Annotated in this window: 17 protein-coding genes; 5 read left to right on the plus strand and 12 right to left on the minus strand. The window is 73.6% G+C overall.

Annotated elements, in window-relative coordinates:
• The first annotated feature begins 135 nt into the window (after positions 1–135).
• The 3 genes from ACQPZA_RS22140 to ACQPZA_RS22150 all read left to right on the plus strand — a co-directional run bounded on the left by ACQPZA_RS22140 (position 136) and on the right by ACQPZA_RS22150 (position 2,947).
• Complete coding sequence (locus ACQPZA_RS22140) at positions 136–1,419, plus strand: GAF domain-containing sensor histidine kinase (protein WP_433282930.1); 1,284 nt, start codon at positions 136–138, stop codon at positions 1,417–1,419.
• Complete coding sequence (locus ACQPZA_RS22145) at positions 1,419–2,090, plus strand: response regulator (RefSeq protein WP_169394067.1); 672 nt, start codon at positions 1,419–1,421, stop codon at positions 2,088–2,090. The genes ACQPZA_RS22140 and ACQPZA_RS22145 overlap by 1 nt, the downstream gene beginning before the upstream one ends.
• A 65-nt stretch (positions 2,091–2,155) precedes the next feature.
• A complete protein-coding gene (locus tag ACQPZA_RS22150; RefSeq protein WP_433273340.1) occupies positions 2,156–2,947 on the plus strand; it encodes an IclR family transcriptional regulator in 792 nt (263 codons plus the stop codon).
• An 81-nt stretch (positions 2,948–3,028) separates the two neighbouring features.
• Here ACQPZA_RS22150 and ACQPZA_RS22155 read toward each other — a convergent pair whose 3' ends face one another.
• From ACQPZA_RS22155 to ACQPZA_RS22195, 9 genes are read right to left on the minus strand one after another with little or no spacing between them, the layout of a single operon-like run.
• The gene (locus ACQPZA_RS22155) at positions 3,029–4,036 is read right to left on the minus strand and encodes an amidohydrolase family protein (protein ID WP_433273342.1); all 1,008 of its coding nucleotides are present in this window, start codon (positions 4,034–4,036) and stop codon (positions 3,029–3,031) included.
• 8 nt (positions 4,037–4,044) lie between these two features.
• Positions 4,045–5,151: a zinc-dependent alcohol dehydrogenase gene (locus ACQPZA_RS22160; RefSeq protein ID WP_433273344.1), complete on the minus strand. Its 1,107-nt coding sequence runs from the start codon at positions 5,149–5,151 to the stop codon at positions 4,045–4,047.
• Positions 5,151–6,020 carry an SDR family NAD(P)-dependent oxidoreductase gene (locus ACQPZA_RS22165; protein WP_433273346.1) on the minus strand — a complete coding sequence of 290 codons (870 nt, stop codon included), beginning with the start codon at positions 6,018–6,020 and terminating at the stop codon, positions 5,151–5,153. The genes ACQPZA_RS22160 and ACQPZA_RS22165 overlap by 1 nt, the downstream gene beginning before the upstream one ends.
• Positions 6,017–7,087, minus strand: a complete 1,071-nt coding sequence (locus ACQPZA_RS22170; RefSeq protein WP_433273348.1) for a hypothetical protein — start codon at positions 7,085–7,087, stop codon at positions 6,017–6,019. Before ACQPZA_RS22170 ends, ACQPZA_RS22165 begins: the two co-directional genes overlap by 4 nt.
• Entirely contained in the window at positions 7,084–7,635 is a 552-nt protein-coding gene (locus ACQPZA_RS22175; protein ID WP_433273350.1) for a UGSC family (seleno)protein, read from the minus strand. Before ACQPZA_RS22175 ends, ACQPZA_RS22170 begins: the two co-directional genes overlap by 4 nt.
• A gap of 27 nt (positions 7,636–7,662) precedes the next feature.
• Complete coding sequence (locus ACQPZA_RS22180) at positions 7,663–8,952, minus strand: phenylacetate--CoA ligase family protein (RefSeq protein ID WP_169394062.1); 1,290 nt, start codon at positions 8,950–8,952, stop codon at positions 7,663–7,665.
• 47 nt (positions 8,953–8,999) lie between these two features.
• Positions 9,000–10,136, minus strand: a complete 1,137-nt coding sequence (locus ACQPZA_RS22185) for an NDMA-dependent alcohol dehydrogenase (RefSeq protein ID WP_169394061.1) — start codon at positions 10,134–10,136, stop codon at positions 9,000–9,002.
• Positions 10,133–11,104, minus strand: a complete 972-nt coding sequence (locus ACQPZA_RS22190; protein WP_433282932.1) for an LLM class F420-dependent oxidoreductase — start codon at positions 11,102–11,104, stop codon at positions 10,133–10,135. The genes ACQPZA_RS22185 and ACQPZA_RS22190 overlap by 4 nt, the downstream gene beginning before the upstream one ends.
• A 23-nt stretch (positions 11,105–11,127) precedes the next feature.
• On the minus strand, positions 11,128–12,237 hold the full coding sequence (locus tag ACQPZA_RS22195) for an NDMA-dependent alcohol dehydrogenase (protein WP_433273352.1): 1,110 nt from the start codon (positions 12,235–12,237) through the stop codon (positions 11,128–11,130).
• Between the two features lie 296 nt (positions 12,238–12,533).
• Here ACQPZA_RS22195 and ACQPZA_RS22200 point away from each other — a divergent pair, with 296 nt between their 5' ends.
• Positions 12,534–13,811, plus strand: coding sequence for an MFS transporter (locus tag ACQPZA_RS22200; RefSeq protein WP_433273354.1), 1,278 nt, complete (start codon positions 12,534–12,536; stop codon positions 13,809–13,811).
• A gap of 110 nt (positions 13,812–13,921) precedes the next feature.
• Here ACQPZA_RS22200 and ACQPZA_RS22205 read toward each other — a convergent pair whose 3' ends face one another.
• Complete coding sequence (locus ACQPZA_RS22205) at positions 13,922–14,551, minus strand: TetR/AcrR family transcriptional regulator (RefSeq protein ID WP_433273356.1); 630 nt, start codon at positions 14,549–14,551, stop codon at positions 13,922–13,924.
• 101 nt (positions 14,552–14,652) lie between these two features.
• On the opposite strand from ACQPZA_RS22205, the gene ACQPZA_RS22210 reads away from it, so the two are divergent.
• Positions 14,653–15,213 (plus strand): DUF308 domain-containing protein, encoded by a 561-nt coding sequence (locus ACQPZA_RS22210; RefSeq protein ID WP_433273358.1) that lies wholly within the window; start codon positions 14,653–14,655, stop codon positions 15,211–15,213.
• Between the two features lie 242 nt (positions 15,214–15,455).
• Here the strand turns inward: ACQPZA_RS22210 and ACQPZA_RS22215 are convergent, their stop codons facing one another.
• The gene (locus ACQPZA_RS22215) at positions 15,456–16,922 is read right to left on the minus strand and encodes an aldehyde dehydrogenase family protein (RefSeq protein WP_433273360.1); all 1,467 of its coding nucleotides are present in this window, start codon (positions 16,920–16,922) and stop codon (positions 15,456–15,458) included.
• Positions 16,919–17,944: a LysR substrate-binding domain-containing protein gene (locus tag ACQPZA_RS22220; protein ID WP_433273361.1), complete on the minus strand. Its 1,026-nt coding sequence runs from the start codon at positions 17,942–17,944 to the stop codon at positions 16,919–16,921. Before ACQPZA_RS22220 ends, ACQPZA_RS22215 begins: the two co-directional genes overlap by 4 nt.
• Positions 17,945–17,997 lie beyond the last annotated feature (53 nt).

Below are 17,997 nucleotides of genomic sequence, written 5' to 3' on the forward strand. Positions count from 1 at the left end.
CGACATCCGTCGCGGGTCGCCCTGCCGTTCCCGGCCGACCTGGGCGAACCGGGCCGGGAGTCTTGTGACGTCCGACCCGGCTGGTGAGACTGGATCAGAGTGGCGGGCGAGCGCTTCGACGAAGGGGTCGGCGTGATGCAGCAGGCAGTCGCGGACGGAGCGGACCGTGGGCTCGAACCCGCGGGCTGTCCGATGTGCGGCGAGCCACTGCACCCCGGGCGGTCGGAGGACGACCGGCGGGGGCAACGCCGGCTGGCGGCCATCGCCCGTGCCGCGTCCAGCGTGGCGGACGCCGGCTCGCTGAGCGTCACCCTCGACGTCGTCGCCCGCGAGGTCGTCCAGGCCGAGCACATCGCCGCCGTGCAGATCCTGCGGGTCGAGGGCGGCACCATGCGCGTGGTGGGCAAGGCCGGGTTCACCGACGCCGAGGACTTCACCGACCGGCTGGAGGAGTGCCGCCGCCTCGGCGCCCGCCTGATGTTCGTGGAGGCCTTCCGCAGCAGGCGGCGCATCGTGGTGGCCCACCGCAAGGCCGCGGTGCTCAGCGACCCGAGCTGGGCACCGCTGCACGCGATCATGGGCGCTCCGCGGTGGGACTGCTTCGTGGCCGTCCCGCTCGTCGTCCGCGGCCGGGCCGTCGGGGTGCTGAACGCCTTCTACGAGCCCGGGGAGAACCCCGGCGGTGCCGCGCTGGAGTTCCTCGACGCGATGGCGGACCAGGCCGCGATGGCCGTTGACTCCGCCGACCTGCTCGCCCGGTCGCGGCACGACGCCCAGCTCGCCGAGCGTGCCCGGCTCGCCCGCGAGCTGCACGACTCGGTGGTGCAGCAGGTGTTCTCGATGCGGATGCAGGCCAAGGCCCTGCGCTCCCAGGTGGCCTCGGGCCGCACGAGCAGCCCCGAGCGGGTGCAGGCGGTCGCCGACGAGCTGCTCGGCCTCGCCCAGAACGCGCTGGCCGACCTGCGCAGCCTCGTCCACCAGCTGCACCCCGTCGAGCTGGTGGAGCGCGGCCTCGCCGACGCCGTGCGGGCGCACGCCGACTCGGTGCGGTCGATGTCGGGACTGTGCATCGACGTCGAGGTGGCCGACCGGCTCGACCTGCTGCCCGCCGAGCTGCAGGAGGACCTGTACCGGATCGTCCAGGAGGCGCTGCACAACGTGGTGAAGCACGCGCACGCGACACAGGTGGCCATCCGGATCGGCGGCGCCGGTGACGCGGTCCGCGACCAGCTGCTCGTGGAGATCACCGACAACGGCACCGGCCTCGACGGCCGTCCCCCGCGAGAGGGGGCGCTCGGCCTCGTCTCGATGCAGGCCAGGGCCCGCGGGTGGGGAGGGCGCATGGAGATCCGGGACACCACGCCCGGTTGCCGGGTCGAGGTCATGATCCCCGTCGCGCTGCCGGGAGGTGCCCGGTGATGACGTCCGTGGCGGGCGTGATCGGGGTGCTCGTCGTCGACGACCACGCGGTCGTGCGTCGCGGGCTCGCCGCCTACCTGGAGAGCGCCGACGGCATCGAGGCCGTCGCGGAGGCGGTCAACGGCCGGGACGCGCTGGTCCAGCTCCGGCGCCTCGCCGCGGAGAACCGGCTCCCGCAGGTGGTGCTCATGGACGTGCTGATGCCCGAGATGGACGGGATCAGCGCGATCGGTGCGATCCTCGACTCCTATCCGGACGTCCGGGTCGTGATGCTGACGAGCTTCGGTGAGGTCGAGCGGGTCTACGCCGCGCTGCAGGCGGGCGCGGCGGGGTACCTGCTCAAGGACGCCGACCCCGACGAGGTGGCCGCCGCGATCCGCGCGGCCGCCCGCGGCGAGGTGCACCTCGACCCCGCCGTCGCCGGCCGGCTCACCCGGCAGCTGGTCTCCCCGTCGTCCGGGCTGGCCTCCCTCACCGCGCGCGAGCGCACGGTGCTCACCCTGGTGGCCCGCGGGATGTCCAACCGCCAGATCGCCGCGGAGCTGTTCATCAGCGACCGCACCGCCCGCACCCACGTGAGCCACGTGCTCACCAAGCTGCAGCTCTCCTCGCGCACGCAGGCGGCGCTGGTGGCCATCCGGGAAGGGCTCATCCCGCCACCGAGCGGGTAGCGCGGCCCCGCGGCTCCGTCTGTCCACAGTGGCGACCTGCAGTGGCGACCTGGGGAAGGTGCGACATGACCGTGACGGAGGGACCTCGACCCACCCGCTCCCCCGGGGCCGGGGACGGCGGCGGCCGGGTGACCGCCGCGGGACGCGTGCTCGCCGTGCTCGACGCGTTCGGGCCCGCCCACCGGACGCTCACGCTCAGCGCGATCTCCCGCCGCGCCGGACTCACCCTGCCGACCACCCACCGGCTCGTCCGCGAGCTGGTGGCCTGGGGAGCGCTGGAGCGCGACGACTCCGGCCGCTACTCCGTGGGGCTGCGACTGCTGGAGCTCTCCGCGCTCGCCCCCCGCGGACTCGGGCTGCGCGACGCCGCCTTCCCGTACCTCGAGGACCTGCACCAGACCACCCACGGCAACGTGCACCTCGGCGTGCGCGACGGGCTGGAGGTCGTCTACGTCGAGGCGATCCGGGCGCGGGTGCGCAAGCCGGTGGACAGCCACGTCGGGGACCGCTGGCCGATGCACGCCACCGGCACCGGCCTCGTGCTGCTCGCCCACGCCCACCGCGAGCTGCAGGAACAGGTGCTGCGCTCGCCGCTCGCCCGGTTCAGCCCCCTGACCGTGGTCGATCCCGCGGAGCTGCGCAGGCGCCTCGCCCAGGTCCGCCGGACCGGGGTGGCCGTGGCCCGCGGCCAGATCACCGTGCCCGACATCGTGGTCGCGGTCCCGGTCCTGGGCCGCCGCGGTGAGGTCGCCGCCGCCATCTCCGTGGTCGTCGAGGCCGACGACGCGCGCCCGCGCGAGCTGGCCGCGGTGCTGGCGGAGGCGTCCCGCTCGATCTCGGCGTCGCTGGCCGGCTGAACCGCCCCCGGGGATTGCAGCAAAGCCACTTTGACGCAACGAGGTTGCATGAAAGTGGCTTTGCTGCAACCCGGGAGGGGCCTAAGCCCTCGGGGTGGGGAGGCCGAGCCAGCGCAGGGCGTTCTCCCCGGTGATCGCGGCCAGGACGTCGGCCGGCAGGTCCATCCCGCGCAGCGTGGCGCCCGCGGGTTCCTCGCGCGGCATAGCCGGGAAGTCGGAGCCGACCAGCAGCCGGTCGGGCCCGAGCAGGTCGATCAGGTAGCGGATCGCGCGCCGGTCGAAGACCAGCGAGTCGTAGTAGAAGCGGCGCGCGTACTCGATCGGGGACGGGCCGTCGTCGTGCGCGATGGCGCGTTCGGGGACGGCCGGCTCCTCGTTCCACGTCCCACCCCAGAAGTACTGGGCGCGCGGCAGCATCAGCGGGAACCCCCCGGCCGCGTGGCTGAAGGAGATGCGCAGGTCGGGGCACTTGCCCGCGGTGCCGCCCGCGATCATCGACGCGGCGGCCAGCGCACCCTCGACGCCGACGACGTAGGTCCCCATCGCCGACGCCGGGAGCCGGTCGGTCAGGGCGGGCATGGCGTGCACGAACACCGCGAGGTCCAGGCGCTGCGCCTCGGCGAAGAACGGCACGAACCGCTCGTCGCCGATCGAGGCGCCGAGCACGTTCGAGGCGATCTCCACGCCCCGCAGGCCCTGGTCCCGGATCGCCGCCAGCTCGGCCGTGGCGGTGTCCGGGTCCTGCAGGGGCACCATGCCGAGCCCGACCAGCCGGTCCGGGGCCGCGCCGCTCAGCGTGGCGGTGAACTCGTTGACGTGCCGGGCGAGCGAGAGCCCGTCGGTGGCGGGCAGGTCGTAGCGCAGCAGCGGCGGCATCGGCGAGACCACCTCCATGTCGACGCCGGACGCGTCCTGCGCCGCGACGCGGCGTTCCGCGTCGAAGAACACGTCACGGGCGCGGTAGCGCATCGCCCCGAACAGCAGTGTGCGCGCCGTGTCGCCGTCGATCGGCTCCATCCGCGGGAAGCACTCCGGGGCGTCGGCCGGGTAGTCGCGGGGCAGCAGGTGGGCGTGGGCGTCGACCAGCATGTTCGCGCCTAACCGTTGGGGTGGACCGAGACGTGCACCGCCGCCTCGCCCGGCACCTCACCGGCGAGGGTCTCCATGGCCAGCGCGGTGTCGTCGAGCCCGAACGTGTGGGTGTGCATCTTCTCCAGCGGGAAGCGGCGGGACTCGATGATCGCGATCGCCTCCGCGTAGCCACGGGCGTCGACGCCGTAGGCCCCGACCACCTTGATCGCCTTGTTGATGATCAGGTCGGTGCGCAGCGGAACCTCGCGCCCGCCCTTGAGCCCGGCGAGCACGACCTGCCCGCCGTGCTTGACCGCCTGCAGCGCGTGCGTCACCGGCTCGGTGGCCATCGGGGTCAGCTCCAGCACGACGTCGGCCAGCGCCCCGTCGGTGATCTCGCGGACCCGCTCGACGACGTCCTGCGCCGCGTCCCCGTCCACGACGATCGTGTGGTCGGCCCCGAACTCGTGGGCGAGGGCGAGCTTGTGGGCGTCGGCCTCCAGGCCGGTGACGATGACGGTGCCCGCGCCCGCCGCGCGCGCGGCGATCACCGAGGCGATCCCCCGCTGTCCCGCACCGAGCACGAGCACGGTGTCGCCGATCCCGACCCCGCCGAGGTGCAGCGCCCAGCGGACGCCCGCGCCGAGGGGATTGAACATCACCGCGAGCTCGGCCGGCAGCGTCTTGTCGACCTTGTGCAGCACGGCGCCCGGCGTGAGGTACAGGTGCTCGGCGAGCCCGCCCCACAGGCTCGGCGCCACGTCCACACCGGTGACCCCGTGGCCGTAGCGGCGGTTGCGGCAGGCCTGGTAGCGCCCGGTGAGGCAGTCGTGGCAGGAGCGGCACGGCACGATCACCTCGAGCGCGACCCGGTCACCCGGCTGCACGGCCCAGCGCTGCGCGGCCCGCTCGCCGATCTCCTCGATGACCCCGAGCGGCTCGTGCCCCGGCACGGTCGGGCCGCCACCGCCCATCCGCAGGTGGCCACGGTAGGACTCGACGTCGCTGCCGCAGATGCCGTTGGCCTCCACGCGCAGCAGCCCGTCGTCCGGGCCGATCACCGGCCGCGGGAACTCGCGGATCTCGATGGTGCGGGGGGCGACCTGCACGGCCGCGCGGACGGTGTCAGCCATCAACTGCTCCTTCCCACGGACGCCCCGGCGGGCGCCGCGGCCGGTACGGCGGTGATCGGTGGGCCGGGCGGGAACCGGTGCGGCGGCCCGCCCTCGACGGTCAGCGTGTGCCCGGAGATCCACCGGGCGCGGTCGCTGAGCAGGAAGACAGCGGCGTGGGCGATGTCCCATGCCGTGCCCTCGGTCTTCAGCGCCGTGCCCTGCCGGCGCGGCTCGCGCATCTCCTCGGGCATGTTGGCGGCGGCGAAGGCGCCCCAGATGGCGCCGACCTGCACGCAGTTGACCCGGATGCCCTGCGGCCCCAGCGTGCTGGCCGCGCCGTCGGTGAGGTTCTCCAGCCCGGCCTTGGCGACGCTGTAGACCATGCCGGGCCCGCGCATCCGCACGCCGACCGAGGAGATGTTGACGATCGCGCTGCCCGGCGGCAGCACGGGCACGGCGTGCCGGGTGACCTGCCACGCCGACTTCAGGTTGACCGCGACCAGCTCGTCGAACCGCTGCGGGGTCACCTCGAACAGGCCGGCCCTGTCCCCGGCCGCGACGTTGTTGACCAGCGCGTCGAGCACCCCGAAGCGCTCCACGACCTCGGCGACGGCCTTAGCGCAGGCGGTGTCGTCGGTGACGTCCGCCACCAGCGCGTGTGCCGTGCCGCCGGCGGCGCGGATCCGCTCGACGGTGCGGACCGCCGCGGCCTCGTCCCGGTCGAGCACCGCGACCCGGGCCCCCTGCGCGGCGAGCACCCGGCTGGTCGCGTAGCCGACGCCGGGCAGCGTGCCGTTCTGCCCGGCCCCGGTGACGAGTGCCGTCCGGCCCGCCATCAGGAGCGGTCCGGCGTCGGCGAAGGGGTCGGCGAGCGGATCCTCCGTCACGGGCGCACCTCCTCCAGCGCCGCCGCAGCGCGCGCCGGTACCGGGACCGCGGCTCCGGACCAGCCCGAGAACAGCCGCACGACCATCGAGATCCCGGCGTTGCGCGCCCCGGCCACGGCGATCAGCAGGTTCTCCCGGTCCGCCGAGCGCAGCAGCCGGTCGAACTCCTCCGGACGCTCCCCGCTCGCGTGCCGCACCCCGTTGTCGCCGAGGCCGTCCTTGCCCACGCGGGCGAGGTCGCTCACGGTGCGCCCGCAGTGCTCGGCGAGCCACGTGCGCACCTGCGCGCGGCCGAAACCGGCGCCGGCGAGCAGCTGCGCGTGTTCCGGGCAGAAGACGATGCCGGCCGAGGCGTGCCGGAAGATCCAGGCGCCCGTGCGGGAGATCGTGTCGGCGAAGTCGGTGAGCAGCTGCTCCGCGCTGCCGGTGTGCCGGTTGTCCACGAACTCGCAGGTGCGCAGGAGGGTCGCCGACACCGCGGACGTTCCTGCGGGGATCCCGCCCTCGGCCGACAGCGGCTCCCAGGGGCTCTCCTCCTCGTTCTCGGCGATGCAGATCGACCATCGGCCGGGCAGCCCCTGGGTGGCCTGCTCCAGCACGTGCGGGTGGATCCCGTAGACGTTGCGGACGATCAGCCCGATAGCCCGCGCGACCGTCGCGTTCGCCCGGAACCCGGGACCGAACGCCCCGCCCGCGCGGTTGAAGCCGAGCTCGTCGCGCACCGGGCCGTTCACCACGATCAGCGGAGCGGGCCCGCTCGTGGACTGCCAGCCCCCGCCGCCGGTGGAGCGCTCGCGCACCAGTGCCTCCCAGGTGGCGAGCACCACCGGGAAGTACTCCGGGCGGCAGCCGGCCATGGCCGCGTTGATCGCCGCCAGCTCCACGGTGACCGTGCGGTCGAGCTGCGGGAGCACGCCGATCACCTCGTCGGCCGTCCGGTCGACGGTGGCGAGGAAGCGGTCCACCAGCGGGCGGGACGCCGGGACCAGCGGCAGGCCGTCGGACCAGCCCCGGTCGTAGCAGTGCTCGATGGCGGCCTGCGCGGCGTCGGGATCCGGTTCCGTCACGGGCGCGCCTCCGTCAGCAGTGCGACCACCCCGGCCACCACGTGCTCGGCCCGCTCCTGCACCTGCTGCGGCGTCAGCACCGCCACCGGGTGCTCGGTGGTGACGTAGCGGTAGCCGGGCGCCCCGCGCAACGCCGCCATCGCGTCGGCGGTGGCGACGAACGCGTCGCTGCAGATCACGGCGGCCGGCACGCCGGCGGCCTCGAAGAGCACGCCGTCGGCGACGGCCGACGCGCTGCACGAGCCGCAGTCACCGACGCCGGTGACCACGACGTCGCAGGCGTCCGCGTACTCGGCCACCAGCTCGGCGGGCGCGGGCAGCGCGAAGGCCTGCTTGGTGCGCATCAGCACGACGCCGGCGGCACCGTGCTCGGCCACGAGCAGCGTCGCGACCTCCTGCAGCAGCAGCGCGGCGTTCTGCTTGGTGTTCTCCAGCAGGCCCACCCGGGCTCCGGTGAGGTCGGGACGCCGGGCCGCCCGCGGGGCCGCCGCCGGGGTGGCCTCGGGTGCGGGTGCCCGGCCGGTGGGGTCGAGGATCGCGTTCGGCACTCGTGAGCTCCTTCTGTCAGGTCGCCGTCAGGTCGCCGGGCGGGTCAGGCGGGACTTCATCTGGGAGCGCTCGATCGACCCGGGCGGGACCAGCGTCACCGCGGCGCGGACCGAGAGCCGGGACCGGACCAGCGCCTCGATGTCCCGGCCCAGCTGCTCGTGGTCGCTCGCGTCCTCGCCCCACTCGGCCTCCACCAGAAGCGGTGGTTCGACCCGGGGGCCCGGCCGCGGGAGCACGATCTGCACGGCGCCGGTGGTGCGGGGATGCAGCGTCTGGACGAGGTCGCGCACGGCGGAGGGGAAGACGTTCACCCCGAGCACGATCAGCATGTCGTCGGTGCGCCCGACGCAGCGGATCAGCGGCGCCCCGCTGCCGGAGAGCCCGGTGACGACCACGCGGTCGCGGGTGCGGAAGCGCACCAGCGGGCAGCACTCCCGGTCGACCGACGTGTAGACGAGCTCGCCGGTGGCACCCGGCTCGGCGTCGACGGGTTCCCCGCTGTCCGGGTCGACCAGCTCGACCAGCACGTGCCGGCCGCCGGTGAACCGCATCCCGCCGCTGCCCGGCGCCTCGCCGAACAGCACCGGCGCCATGTCGGCGTTGCCGAGGCCCTCCGTGACCGGCGCGCCCCACTCCTGCTCGACGTGCGCCCGGAACGCGGGCTCTCCCCCGCCCGGCTCGCCGCCGACGAAGACCTTGCGCAGGCCGAACTCCCTCGGGTCGCGGCCGTGGGCCCGCAGGTGCTCGGCGAGGTAGCGCGCGTAGGACGGCGTGGAGTGCAGCGCGGTGACCCCGAGGGTCTCCAGTGCGAGCACCGCCTTCTCCGAGGCGCCGGTGCCGATCGGCACCAGGGTGGCGCCGATCCGCTCCAGCGCGTCGCGGATCGGCAGCCCACCGACGAAGAGGGTGAGCCCCGCGGCGTGCAGCACCACGTCCTCGCGGGTGGCGCCCATCGTGCGGAAGGCGCGGGCCACCATGTCCGTCCACGCGGCCGCGTCCCGCCGGGTGACCCCGACCCAGCTGGGGCGCCCGGTGGTGCCGGTGGACGCGTGCACGCGGATGACCTCGGTCATGTCCACCCCGGCGTGGTGACCCAGCGGCGGGGCGGCGGCCTGCGAGTCGCGCAGCATCTGCTTGGTGGTGAACGGGAACTTGCCCAGGTCGTGCAGGGACGTGAAGGCCGCGGCCGACACCCCGTGCGTACCGAACAGGTCGGCGTAGAACGGCGACCGGGCGGGCAGCCCTTCGAGCTGGGCACGCAGCAGTTCGGTGACGGTCTCGCGGTCCTCGGGCGCGGTGAAGCTCGGTGTGACCACGGTGCTCCTCTCGGGTCTCGGGGCTCGTGGACCTCGGCGCTCGACCGTCAGCGCTCGTGGATCAGGACGCCGCGGATGTTCTTGCCGTCGGCCAGGTCGCGGTAGGCCGCGTTCAGCTCGTCGAGCGGGTACCGGCGGGTGATCAGCTCGTCGAGCTTGAGATCACCGCTGCGGTAGAGCCCCAGCAGCTTCGGCACGTCGTAGAGGGGGTTGCAGTCTCCGAACAGCGCCCCGCGCACCTGACGCTGGTACAGGATCATGAAGCCGGCGTGCACCTTGACGGCGCGTTCCCCGAGCTTGCCGACCGCGGTGATCGTCACCTTCCCGGCCTTGCCGACCACCTGCACCGCGGCGTCGACCACCTCGCTGGTCAGCACACCGGGCGTGCAGATCGCGTGGTCGGCGAGCTGCCCCCAGGTCGTCTCGACCACGAAGTCGTGCGCCTCGCGGGCGTCGGCGAAGGTGTGGGTGGCGCCGAAGACCTTCGCCATGTCCCGCTTGAACTCCACTGGGTCCACGACCACCACGTTCTTCGCACCCGCGTAGCGCGCACCCTGCACGGCGTTGCTGCCGACGCCGCCCGCGCCGTAGATCACCACGGTGTCCCCGGCGCGCACGCCGGCGGCGTACACGGCGGAGCCCCAGCCGGTGGGCACCCCGCAGCCGACCAGCGCGCCGATCTCGAACGGGATGTCGTCGGGCAGCGGGATGCAGGCCCACTCCGACACCACCGCGTACTGCGAGAACGAGCCGACCGTGCAGAACCCGCCCAGGTCCTCCTCGCCGTGGTGGAACCGGAAGGTGCCGTCCAGGAACATCCCGGTACTGGCGTTCAGGCCCTTCACGCACATGTTCTGGTGCCCGGTGGAGCACGGCCGGCACCCGCCGCAGGCCGGGATGTAGGAGCAGATGATCCGGTCGCCCGGCTGCACCCGGCGCACGTCCGGACCCACCGACTCGACCACGCCGGCGCCCTCGTGCCCGCCGACGATCGGGAACCGGACCGGGGCGTCGCCGTGGGTGATGTGGTCGTCGGAGTGGCAGAGCCCGGCGGCGTGGAAGCGGACCCGCACCTCGTGGGACCTCGGGGCGTCGAGGGTCAGCTCGGTGAGCTCCCAGCCGGTGTGGGGCTGCCGCGCGATCGCGGCGCGGGTGGTGATGCTGCCCTGGTTGCTCGGTGTCATCGGGCGCCTGTCCTCTCCGGTGTGCTCGTGACGTGCGGGAGGACCTCGGCGCCGATCAGGGCGATGTGGTCCAGGTCGTGGATGTCGTAGATGTGCAGGTAGACCGTGTCCGCCCCGGCCTCGGCCAGTGCCCCGACCAGATCCGTCACCTCCGTGGGCGACCCGATCGCGGCCGTCGAGCGCATCAGCTCCGAGCCCATCACCTCCGCGCGGCGCTGCGCCTCGGCAGGCGTCGACCCGCACGCGACGGGCAGCACGGCCGAGCGCCGTGCCTCGTCCGGGTCGCGGCCGACCGCCTCGCACGCCCGCGCGAACCCCGCGAACCGCTCCGCGAGCTGCACCCCGGTGCGGTCCCCGAACGTCAGCGCGCCGTTGAACTCGTCGGCGTAGCGGGCCGCGATGGCCGGGGTGCGCCGCGGCCCGGCGCCGCCGATGATGATCGGCGGGTGCGGGTCCTGCAGCGGTCGTGGCGGGGTGCGGTTGGCCTCGAGGCGGTAGTGCGCGCCGTCGAACGAGAAGCCGGCGTCGTCGCCCGTCGGGGTGCGCCACAGGCCCGTGATCACCGCCAGCTGCTCCTCCAGCCGGTCGAACCGCTCGCCCGTCGGCGGGAACGGGATGCCGAACGCCGCGTGCTCCCTGGCGAACCACCCGGTGCCCAGCCCGAGCTCCACCCGCCCGCCGCTCATCTCGTCGACCGAGGCGACGATCGTGGCGAGCAGGCCGGGCACGCGGAACGTCGCCGCGCCCACCAGCGCCCCGAGCCGCACGCGCGACGTCTCCCGCGCCAGGCCGGCGAGGGTCGTCCAGCAGTCGGTGGGACGGAACGTGGGATCGGCCGGGTCGACCCCGAGCAGGTGGTCGGAGCGGAAGAACGCGTCGAAACCCGCCTGCTCGGTGGCCAGGGCCAGCGCCAGGATCTCCTCGTAGCGCGCGCCGTGGCGCGGCTCCATCAGCACGCGCAGCCGCACGCCATCGTGGTCGGCCACGGCGCTCAGTGCTCGATGAGGAGCACGCCGCGGACGTTCTTGCCGTCCAGCATGTCCTGGTAGCCCTGGTTGACCTCCTCGAGCCGGTACCGGCGGGTGATCAGCTCGTCGAGCTTGAGGTCGCCGGAGCGGTAGAGCCCGAGCAGCCGCGGGACGTCGAAGAGCGGGTTGCAGCCGCCGAAGATCGCGCCCTGCACGCGCCGCTGGTAGCCGATGAGCGGCCCGGGGTGGTGGTCGATCGAGCCGTTGCCGACCGCGGTGATCGTCACCTGGCCGCACTTGCCGACGACCTGGATGGCGTGGTCGATCACCTCGTCGTGCAGCACGCCGACGGTGATGATCGCGTGGTCGGCGAGCTCGCCCCAGGTGGTCTCCACGACGAACTCGTGCGCCGCTGCGGCGTCGGCGAAGGTGTGCGTGGCGCCGAAGACCTTCGCCATGTCCCGCTTGAACGCCACCGGGTCGACGACCACCACGTTCTTCGCCCCGGCGTAGCGGGCGCCCTGCACGGCGTTGCTGCCCACGCCACCCGCGCCGTAGATGACCACGGTCTCGCCCGCCCGGACGCCCGCCGCGTGCACCGCGGACCCCCAGCCGGTCGGCACGCCGCAGCCCACCAGCGCCGCGATGTCGAAGGGGATGTCGTCGGGGATCGGGATGCAGGAGAACTCCGAGACGACCAGGTGCTGGGAGAACGTGCCCAGCACGCACATCCCGCCGAGGTCCTCGCCGTCGAGGTGGAACCGGAAGGTCCCGTCGGGGAACTCGCCGGTGGAGGCGTTCTTCCCGGCGTCACAGAGGTTCTGGCGGCCCGTGGAGCAGTAGCGGCACGTGCCGCAGGCCGGGATGAAGGCGCACACGACGTGGTCGCCGACCGCGACGCGCGTGACCCCCTCCCCCACCGCCTCGACGACGCCCGCCCCCTCGTGGCCGCCGACCACGGGGAAGCGCATCCGCGCGTCGCCCTTCTGGACGTGGTCGTCGGAGTGGCACAGCCCGGCGACCTCGATGCGGATCCGCACCTCGCCCGCCCGCGGGTCGTCCAGCTCCAGGTCGACGATCTCCCACGGCCTGCCCGCCTCACGGCAGATCGCGGCGCACGTCGTCATGCTCATATCGGCTCCAGGGGTCTGCGCGGGACCGCACGAAGCGGCGGGCCGGACCGGCAGGGACGTCGTGATCGCAGGGAGACGGTGGTCCGCTGCGGGCACCCACGATGCGCCGCCGCGAGTGACGGGGGCCATATCCCTTTCGCGTCCCGGAAGGGAACCGTCGCGGCAGGCGCCTGCCCGTTCGGCGGCCCGTGCGACATCCGTCCCGTTCGTGCGGAGGCAACCGTCGGACGACGTCTGCTGCCGATGAGCTATTTACTCCTGTGCGACGTCCTCGACCTCAGCGCGGAAGGTGCAACGTGGCCAACCCGACCCCCAGCAGGAGATCACTGCTGCTCGCCAGCTGCGTGGGAACCTCGATCGAGTGGTACGACTACTACATCTTCGGGACCGCGGCGGCCCTCGTGTTCGGGCCGTTGTTCTACCCGTCGTTCTCGCCGCTGGCGGGCACGCTCGCGGCGTTCGGCACGTTCGCCGTCGGGTTCATCGCCCGGCCGCTCGGCGGCGCCGTGATCGGCCACTTCGGTGACCGCATCGGCCGCAAGGCCATGCTGGTCCTCACCCTGATGCTCACCGGGTTCTCCACGTTCCTCATCGGCGTCCTGCCGACCTACGCGGCGATCGGGGTGGCCGCCCCGCTCCTGCTGATCCTCCTGCGGCTGGTGCAGGGCTTCGGCGTGGGCGGGGAGTGGGGCGGCGCGGTGCTGGTCGCCACCGAGCACGCCACACCGCGGCAGCGCGCGCTCTTCGGCAGCTTCGCCCAGTTCGGCGTCCCCATCGGCCTGCTCACGTCCAACCTGGCGTTCCTCGCCATCGCCGGCCTCGACGACGAGGACTTCGCGGCGTGGGGCTGGCGCATCCCGTTCCTGCTGAGCATCGCGCTCCTGGTCGTCGGGATGGTGGTGCGCCGCAAGCTGTCGGAGAGCCCGGAGTTCCGGCGGGTGCAGGAGAACAAGCAGGTCACCAAGATGCCGGTCGTCACGCTGTTCCGCGAACAGCCGGGCACGGTGGCACTGGCCAGCCTGGCCGCCATCGCACCGCCCGCCGTCGGCTACACGGTGATGGTGTACATGCTGAACTACGGCACGAGCGTGGTCGGCTTCGACCGCAGCACCCTGCTCACGCTGATCCTGCTCTCCACCGTGCTCTGGATCGCAGGCATCTACGTCTCGGCGCGCTGCGCCGACCGGTGGGGCAGCAAGCGCGTGTACGCGATCGGCGCCGGCTCGGCCGTCGTGTGGGCGTTCCCGCTCTTCTGGCTGGTCAACACGGGCAGCGCGGTCGCGGCGCTCATCGCGTTCATGGTGGCGGGCGTGGTGCAGGCGATCATGGCCGGAGCCCAGGGCGGCCTGTTCACCGAGCTCTTCGACGCCCGCGTGCGCTACAGCGGGGCCTCGATCGCCTACCAGCTCGGCGGCATGGTCGGTGGCGCCGTCACCCCGCTCGTGGCCGTCAGCCTCTTCGCGGCCACCGGGTCCTCGACACCGATCGCGCTCTACCTCGCGCTGCTGTGCGGGGCGAGCCTGGTGGCGGCACTGGTCATCCGGACGCCGGTCCGGGACGTGGCCACCGTGTAAATACCCTGCGGGCGTGCGCGACATGGACACATGACGTTGTCCGGAGCGGCTCATCAGCCGCGTCATGTGTCCATGTCGCGGGGTGGGCCGGTCGCGCCGGTCGCGGCTGCCTAGTGGAGGAGGGTGAGCAGGCCCTCGACACCGCGGTGGAACGCGGCGCCGACGGCGTCGGCGCCGTCGAGGTGGGCGCCGGACATGGCGCCGTCGCGCATCATCACGAAGTGCAGGGCGGCGTGCTCGGGTTTGCCGCGCCGCGGTGAGTCCCCGAAGACCTGCGCGAAGAGCCCGGTGAGGGTGGCCACGTACCAGGCTCGGTGGTCGAGGACCACCTGGCGCACCGGGTCGTCGGGGTCGGGGTACTCGGCGGCGGCCTTGAGGAAGGCGCACCCGCGGAAGTCGGGTCTCGCCAGGTCGTCGGCGACGGCGGTGCCGATCGCGCGCAGCGCGTCGGCCGGCGAGGGCGCGGCGTCGATGGCGGCCTGCGTGCCGGCGCGGATGTGGGCGTCGACGCCGCGCAGGTAGGCGAGTACGAGCTCGTCCTTCGAGGGGAAGTGCCGGTAGAACGTCGCCCGCGTGACCGGGGCCTCGGCGAGGATCCGCTCGACCCCGACCGCGCGGATCCCCTCCCGGTAGAACAGCGCGCTGGCGGTGGAGAGCAGCCGTTCCCGGGCCTCGGACCGCTCGTGCCCCCGCGAGGCGCCGCTCGGGCTGCCGGGCGCGGGGCGGGTCGCTGTCGCCATGAGTCGACACTAACAGAAAGAACCTTCTGTCTTGCAACCACCGGGAGCGTCTGCCAGGCTCGGCCCCGCAAGAGAGAACGGTCTTTCTACCTGGAGGCATCATGACCACGGCCACTGCCCCTGCCGCAGCCACCATCGCGCCGGCGCTACGCCGGCTCTACCTCGTCCGCTTCGGGTTCGCCTTGATCTGGGCTGTCGCGCTCTTCGTGACCGGGTCGAGCATCGGGCCGGTGAGCGCAACTCTGCTCGTGATCTACCCCCTGTTCGACGTGGGCGCCGCCGTCGTCGACGCCCGCTCCTCCCGAGCGAGCCGGTCCGCGCCAGGGCTCTACGTCAACATCGCGATCAGCCTGATCGCCGCCGTCGGGCTGGTCGTCGCGCTCACCTCCAGCATTGCGGCGGTCCTGCAGGTGTGGGGGGTCTGGGCCGTCGTTGCCGGGCTCGTCCAGCTCGTCGTGGCTCTGCGGCGACGCCACCTCGGAGGCCAGTGGGCGATGGTCGCCAGCGGCACCATCTCCACGCTCGCCGGTGTCTCGTTCTTCGTGCAGGCCCTGGTTCCTGGGGCCTCGCTGAGCAACCTGGCCGGCTACGCCCTGCTCGGCGGCATCTTCTTCCTCGTCTCCGCGCTGCGCCTCGGACGGAACGCCGGTGGGAGCAACTGACCTGACCTTGACGCCGCTGCCGCGACATGAACACATGTCGCGGCGTCAGGCCGCCCGGGAACAGCGACACGGGACCACATCGCTGTCACCCGGGCCGCCCGCAGCAGAAAACGGGCGACTCGCGCACGCGAAACGGGCGACTCGCCGGGGCACGCGTCTGCGGGCGCGGCCCCCCGCGGCGGCCTGACGAACCATCGGAGCGTCCGGCCACACCACGAGCGTCCATACCGCAACGTGCACCGTCACCCGCTGGGGAACGCCACGGAGTGGGTGTCCATGAACTCGCGCAGCCCTTCGACGCCCATCTCCCGCCCCATGCCGCTGCCCTTGAGCCCGCCGAACGGCGCCCGCTCATCCAGCCACGGCGCCCCGTGCGCGTCGACGAACGTGTAGCCGCTGCGCAGGCGGGCGGCCACCCGGGCGGCGCGGTCCCGGTCGGGCGTCCACACCGAGGAGCAGAGCCCGGCCCACGTGTCGTTGGCGGCGGCGACCGCCTCGTCGTCGGTGTCGAACGGGAGGATCGGCAGGGTCGGGCCGAACTGCTCCTCGGTCACCACCCGGGCGTCCCGCGCCGGGTCGAGCACCAGGCTCGGGCGCAGGAAATGCCCGCCGGTGAAACGGTCGTCCGGGCCGCTGCCGAACTCGCGCACCTCGGCCCCCGCCGCGCGGGCCTGCGCCACCAGGTCGGCCACGAAGTCGCGCTGGCGCGCCGTGTGCAGCGGTCCCATCGTGGTGGCCGCGTCGAGGCCGTGGCCGAGCACCTGCCCGGCGAGCCGGGCCGACATGCCCTCCACCACCTCGGCGTAGCGCGACCGGTGCACGTACAGCCGCTTGATCGCCATGCAGATCTGCCCGGTCGAGTCGAAGGTGCCTGCCACCAGCCGGTCGAGCGCGGCGTCGTCCAGTACGGCGTCGTCGAGCACCAGCGCCGGGTCGTTGCCGCCCAGCTCCAGTGCGACGCGGGTGAGCGTCTCCGCCGCCATCGCCATGATCCGCCTGCCACCGGCGGGGCTGCCCGTGAAGCAGACCTTGGCGACGCGCTCGTCGCTCACCAGTGCCGTCCCGATCTCCGCGTCCTCGCCCGTGACGACGTTGAGCACGCCGGGAGGAAGCGCCGCGGCCACCCGCTGCACCACCCGCGTCGTGGCGAGCGGGGCGGACGGCGGCGGCTTGACGACGACCGTGTTGCCGGCCAGCAGGGCCTGCGGCAGCGAGGCGGCGAGGATGGCCAGCGGCCAGTTGAACGGCACGATGATCGTGACCACGCCGAGCGGGACGTAGCCGACCTGCGTGTCGTAGGGCGGCCCGGCGAGCGTGGACGTCGCGCCCACCTGGTCGACGCCGCCGCAGGCCAGCTCCACGCGGTGGTCGAACACGATCAGGTCGATCGTGGACTCCTGCAGGATCTTCCCGTTCTCCCTGGTCAGGATCTCCGCGTCAGCGCCGCGGTGCTCGGCCAGCCCGGTGATCGCGGCGCGGAGCAGGTCGGCCCGCTCCCCCGCGCTGCGGGCCGCCCACGCGGGGAAGGCCCGGTCCGCGGCGGCCACGGCGTCGAGCGCCTGGCTGCGGGTGGCGGCCGCGGCGTACCCCACCGTCGCCGACGGGTCCGCCGGGTCGGCCACGCGCAGCGTGCGCTCGGCGGGCACCGGCGCGCCGTCGACGTACAGGTCGGTGTGCACATGGGCGGTCGGTTCGATCACCTGGGTCACGAGCTCCTCCGTTTCGACGCCGCGGGGCGCGACTCATGGATGGGATGGGCAGGTCGGGCCGCGCGGAGCCCGGCGCCGGGATCGCGCGCGGCGCGCGCGGCGATCCCGCGGAACCAGCGGTGCGCGTCGTCCTCGTCGTGCCGCTCGTGCCACCACAACGACTCGACGATCGGCGGCGGGTCGCCCGGGCACTCAAGCACGCGCAGGTCGGGGCGGTCGGCGAACAGCGCGGCGAGGCGCCGTTGCATGACGGCCACCCGGTCGGTACCGGCCACGAAGTACGGGGTGGCCTGGTAGCTGTCCACCCGGACCGCCACGCGCGGGCGCTCGTCCAGCCGGGCGATCAGCGGGGCGAGCGGGAAGGTCGCCGGGTACCCGCCGTCGGGATGGTGCGGGACGACCCACGGGAGCCGCTGCAGATCGGCCAGCGCGAGGTGCGAACCGGCGCCGTCGAGCACCGGGTTGTCGGCGCCGACCACGCACACCCAGCGGTCCCGGAAGAGCTCCAGGCTGCGGATGCCGGCACCGCGCAGCGCGGCGCTGGGAGCGGACACGATCCCGTCGAGCACGCGCAGCGCGTCGAGGACGTCACGCGGAAGAGCCTGTTTCACGACCTGGACGTGCAGCCGCGCCCGCGGCGCCGCCGCGTGCAGCTCGCGGGAGAACCGTTCGCCGAACGCCGCGAGCACGTAGTCCGGCACGAGCAGCGTGAACTCCCGGTCGGACTCCTCGGGGCAGAAGTCCGGGCTCGTGGCGAACAGCCGCTCCACGCTCGCGCACACCGGCTCGACCTGGTCGGCGAGCTGCACCGCGAGCGGCGAGAGCAGGTATCCGCCGCGGGAGCGGACGAGCAGCTCGTCGCCGAAGTGCCGGCGCAGGCGCGAGAGCGCCGCGCTCGCCGCCGACTGCGTGACCCCCACCCGCTGCGCCGCCCGCGTCACGTTCCGCTCGCGGAGCAGCTCACGCAGGAACACCAGGAGGTTCAGGTCGAGGTTGGCCAGGGACACCGGTCCGCGCTTCACCGTCCGGCCTCCCTGCCCATGCCCTCATTAACGGCGGGCGGGGGCGCCGGGTC

It is taken from the genome of Pseudonocardia xinjiangensis, from assembly GCF_050948425.1.
Taxonomy (GTDB): domain Bacteria; phylum Actinomycetota; class Actinomycetes; order Mycobacteriales; family Pseudonocardiaceae; genus Pseudonocardia; species Pseudonocardia xinjiangensis.

Bases quoted from the DNA above. Each gene is read 5' to 3' on its own strand.
- ACQPZA_RS22160 (WP_433273344.1), bottom strand. From the start codon at position 5,151: ATGGCTGACACCGTCCGCGCGGCCGTGCAGGTCGCCCCCCGCACCATC.
- ACQPZA_RS22195 (WP_433273352.1), bottom strand. From the start codon at position 12,237: ATGAGCATGACGACGTGCGCCGCGATCTGCCGTGAGGCGGGCAGGCCG.
- ACQPZA_RS22185 (WP_169394061.1), bottom strand. From the start codon at position 10,136: ATGACACCGAGCAACCAGGGCAGCATCACCACCCGCGCCGCGATCGCG.
- ACQPZA_RS22205 (WP_433273356.1), bottom strand. From the start codon at position 14,551: ATGGCGACAGCGACCCGCCCCGCGCCCGGCAGCCCGAGCGGCGCCTCG.
- ACQPZA_RS22140 (WP_433282930.1), top strand. From the start codon at position 136: ATGCAGCAGGCAGTCGCGGACGGAGCGGACCGTGGGCTCGAACCCGCG.
- ACQPZA_RS22150 (WP_433273340.1), top strand. From the start codon at position 2,156: ATGACCGTGACGGAGGGACCTCGACCCACCCGCTCCCCCGGGGCCGGG.
- ACQPZA_RS22210 (WP_433273358.1), top strand. From the start codon at position 14,653: ATGACCACGGCCACTGCCCCTGCCGCAGCCACCATCGCGCCGGCGCTA.
- ACQPZA_RS22155 (WP_433273342.1), bottom strand. From the start codon at position 4,036: ATGCTGGTCGACGCCCACGCCCACCTGCTGCCCCGCGACTACCCGGCC.
- ACQPZA_RS22145 (WP_169394067.1), top strand. From the start codon at position 1,419: ATGACGTCCGTGGCGGGCGTGATCGGGGTGCTCGTCGTCGACGACCAC.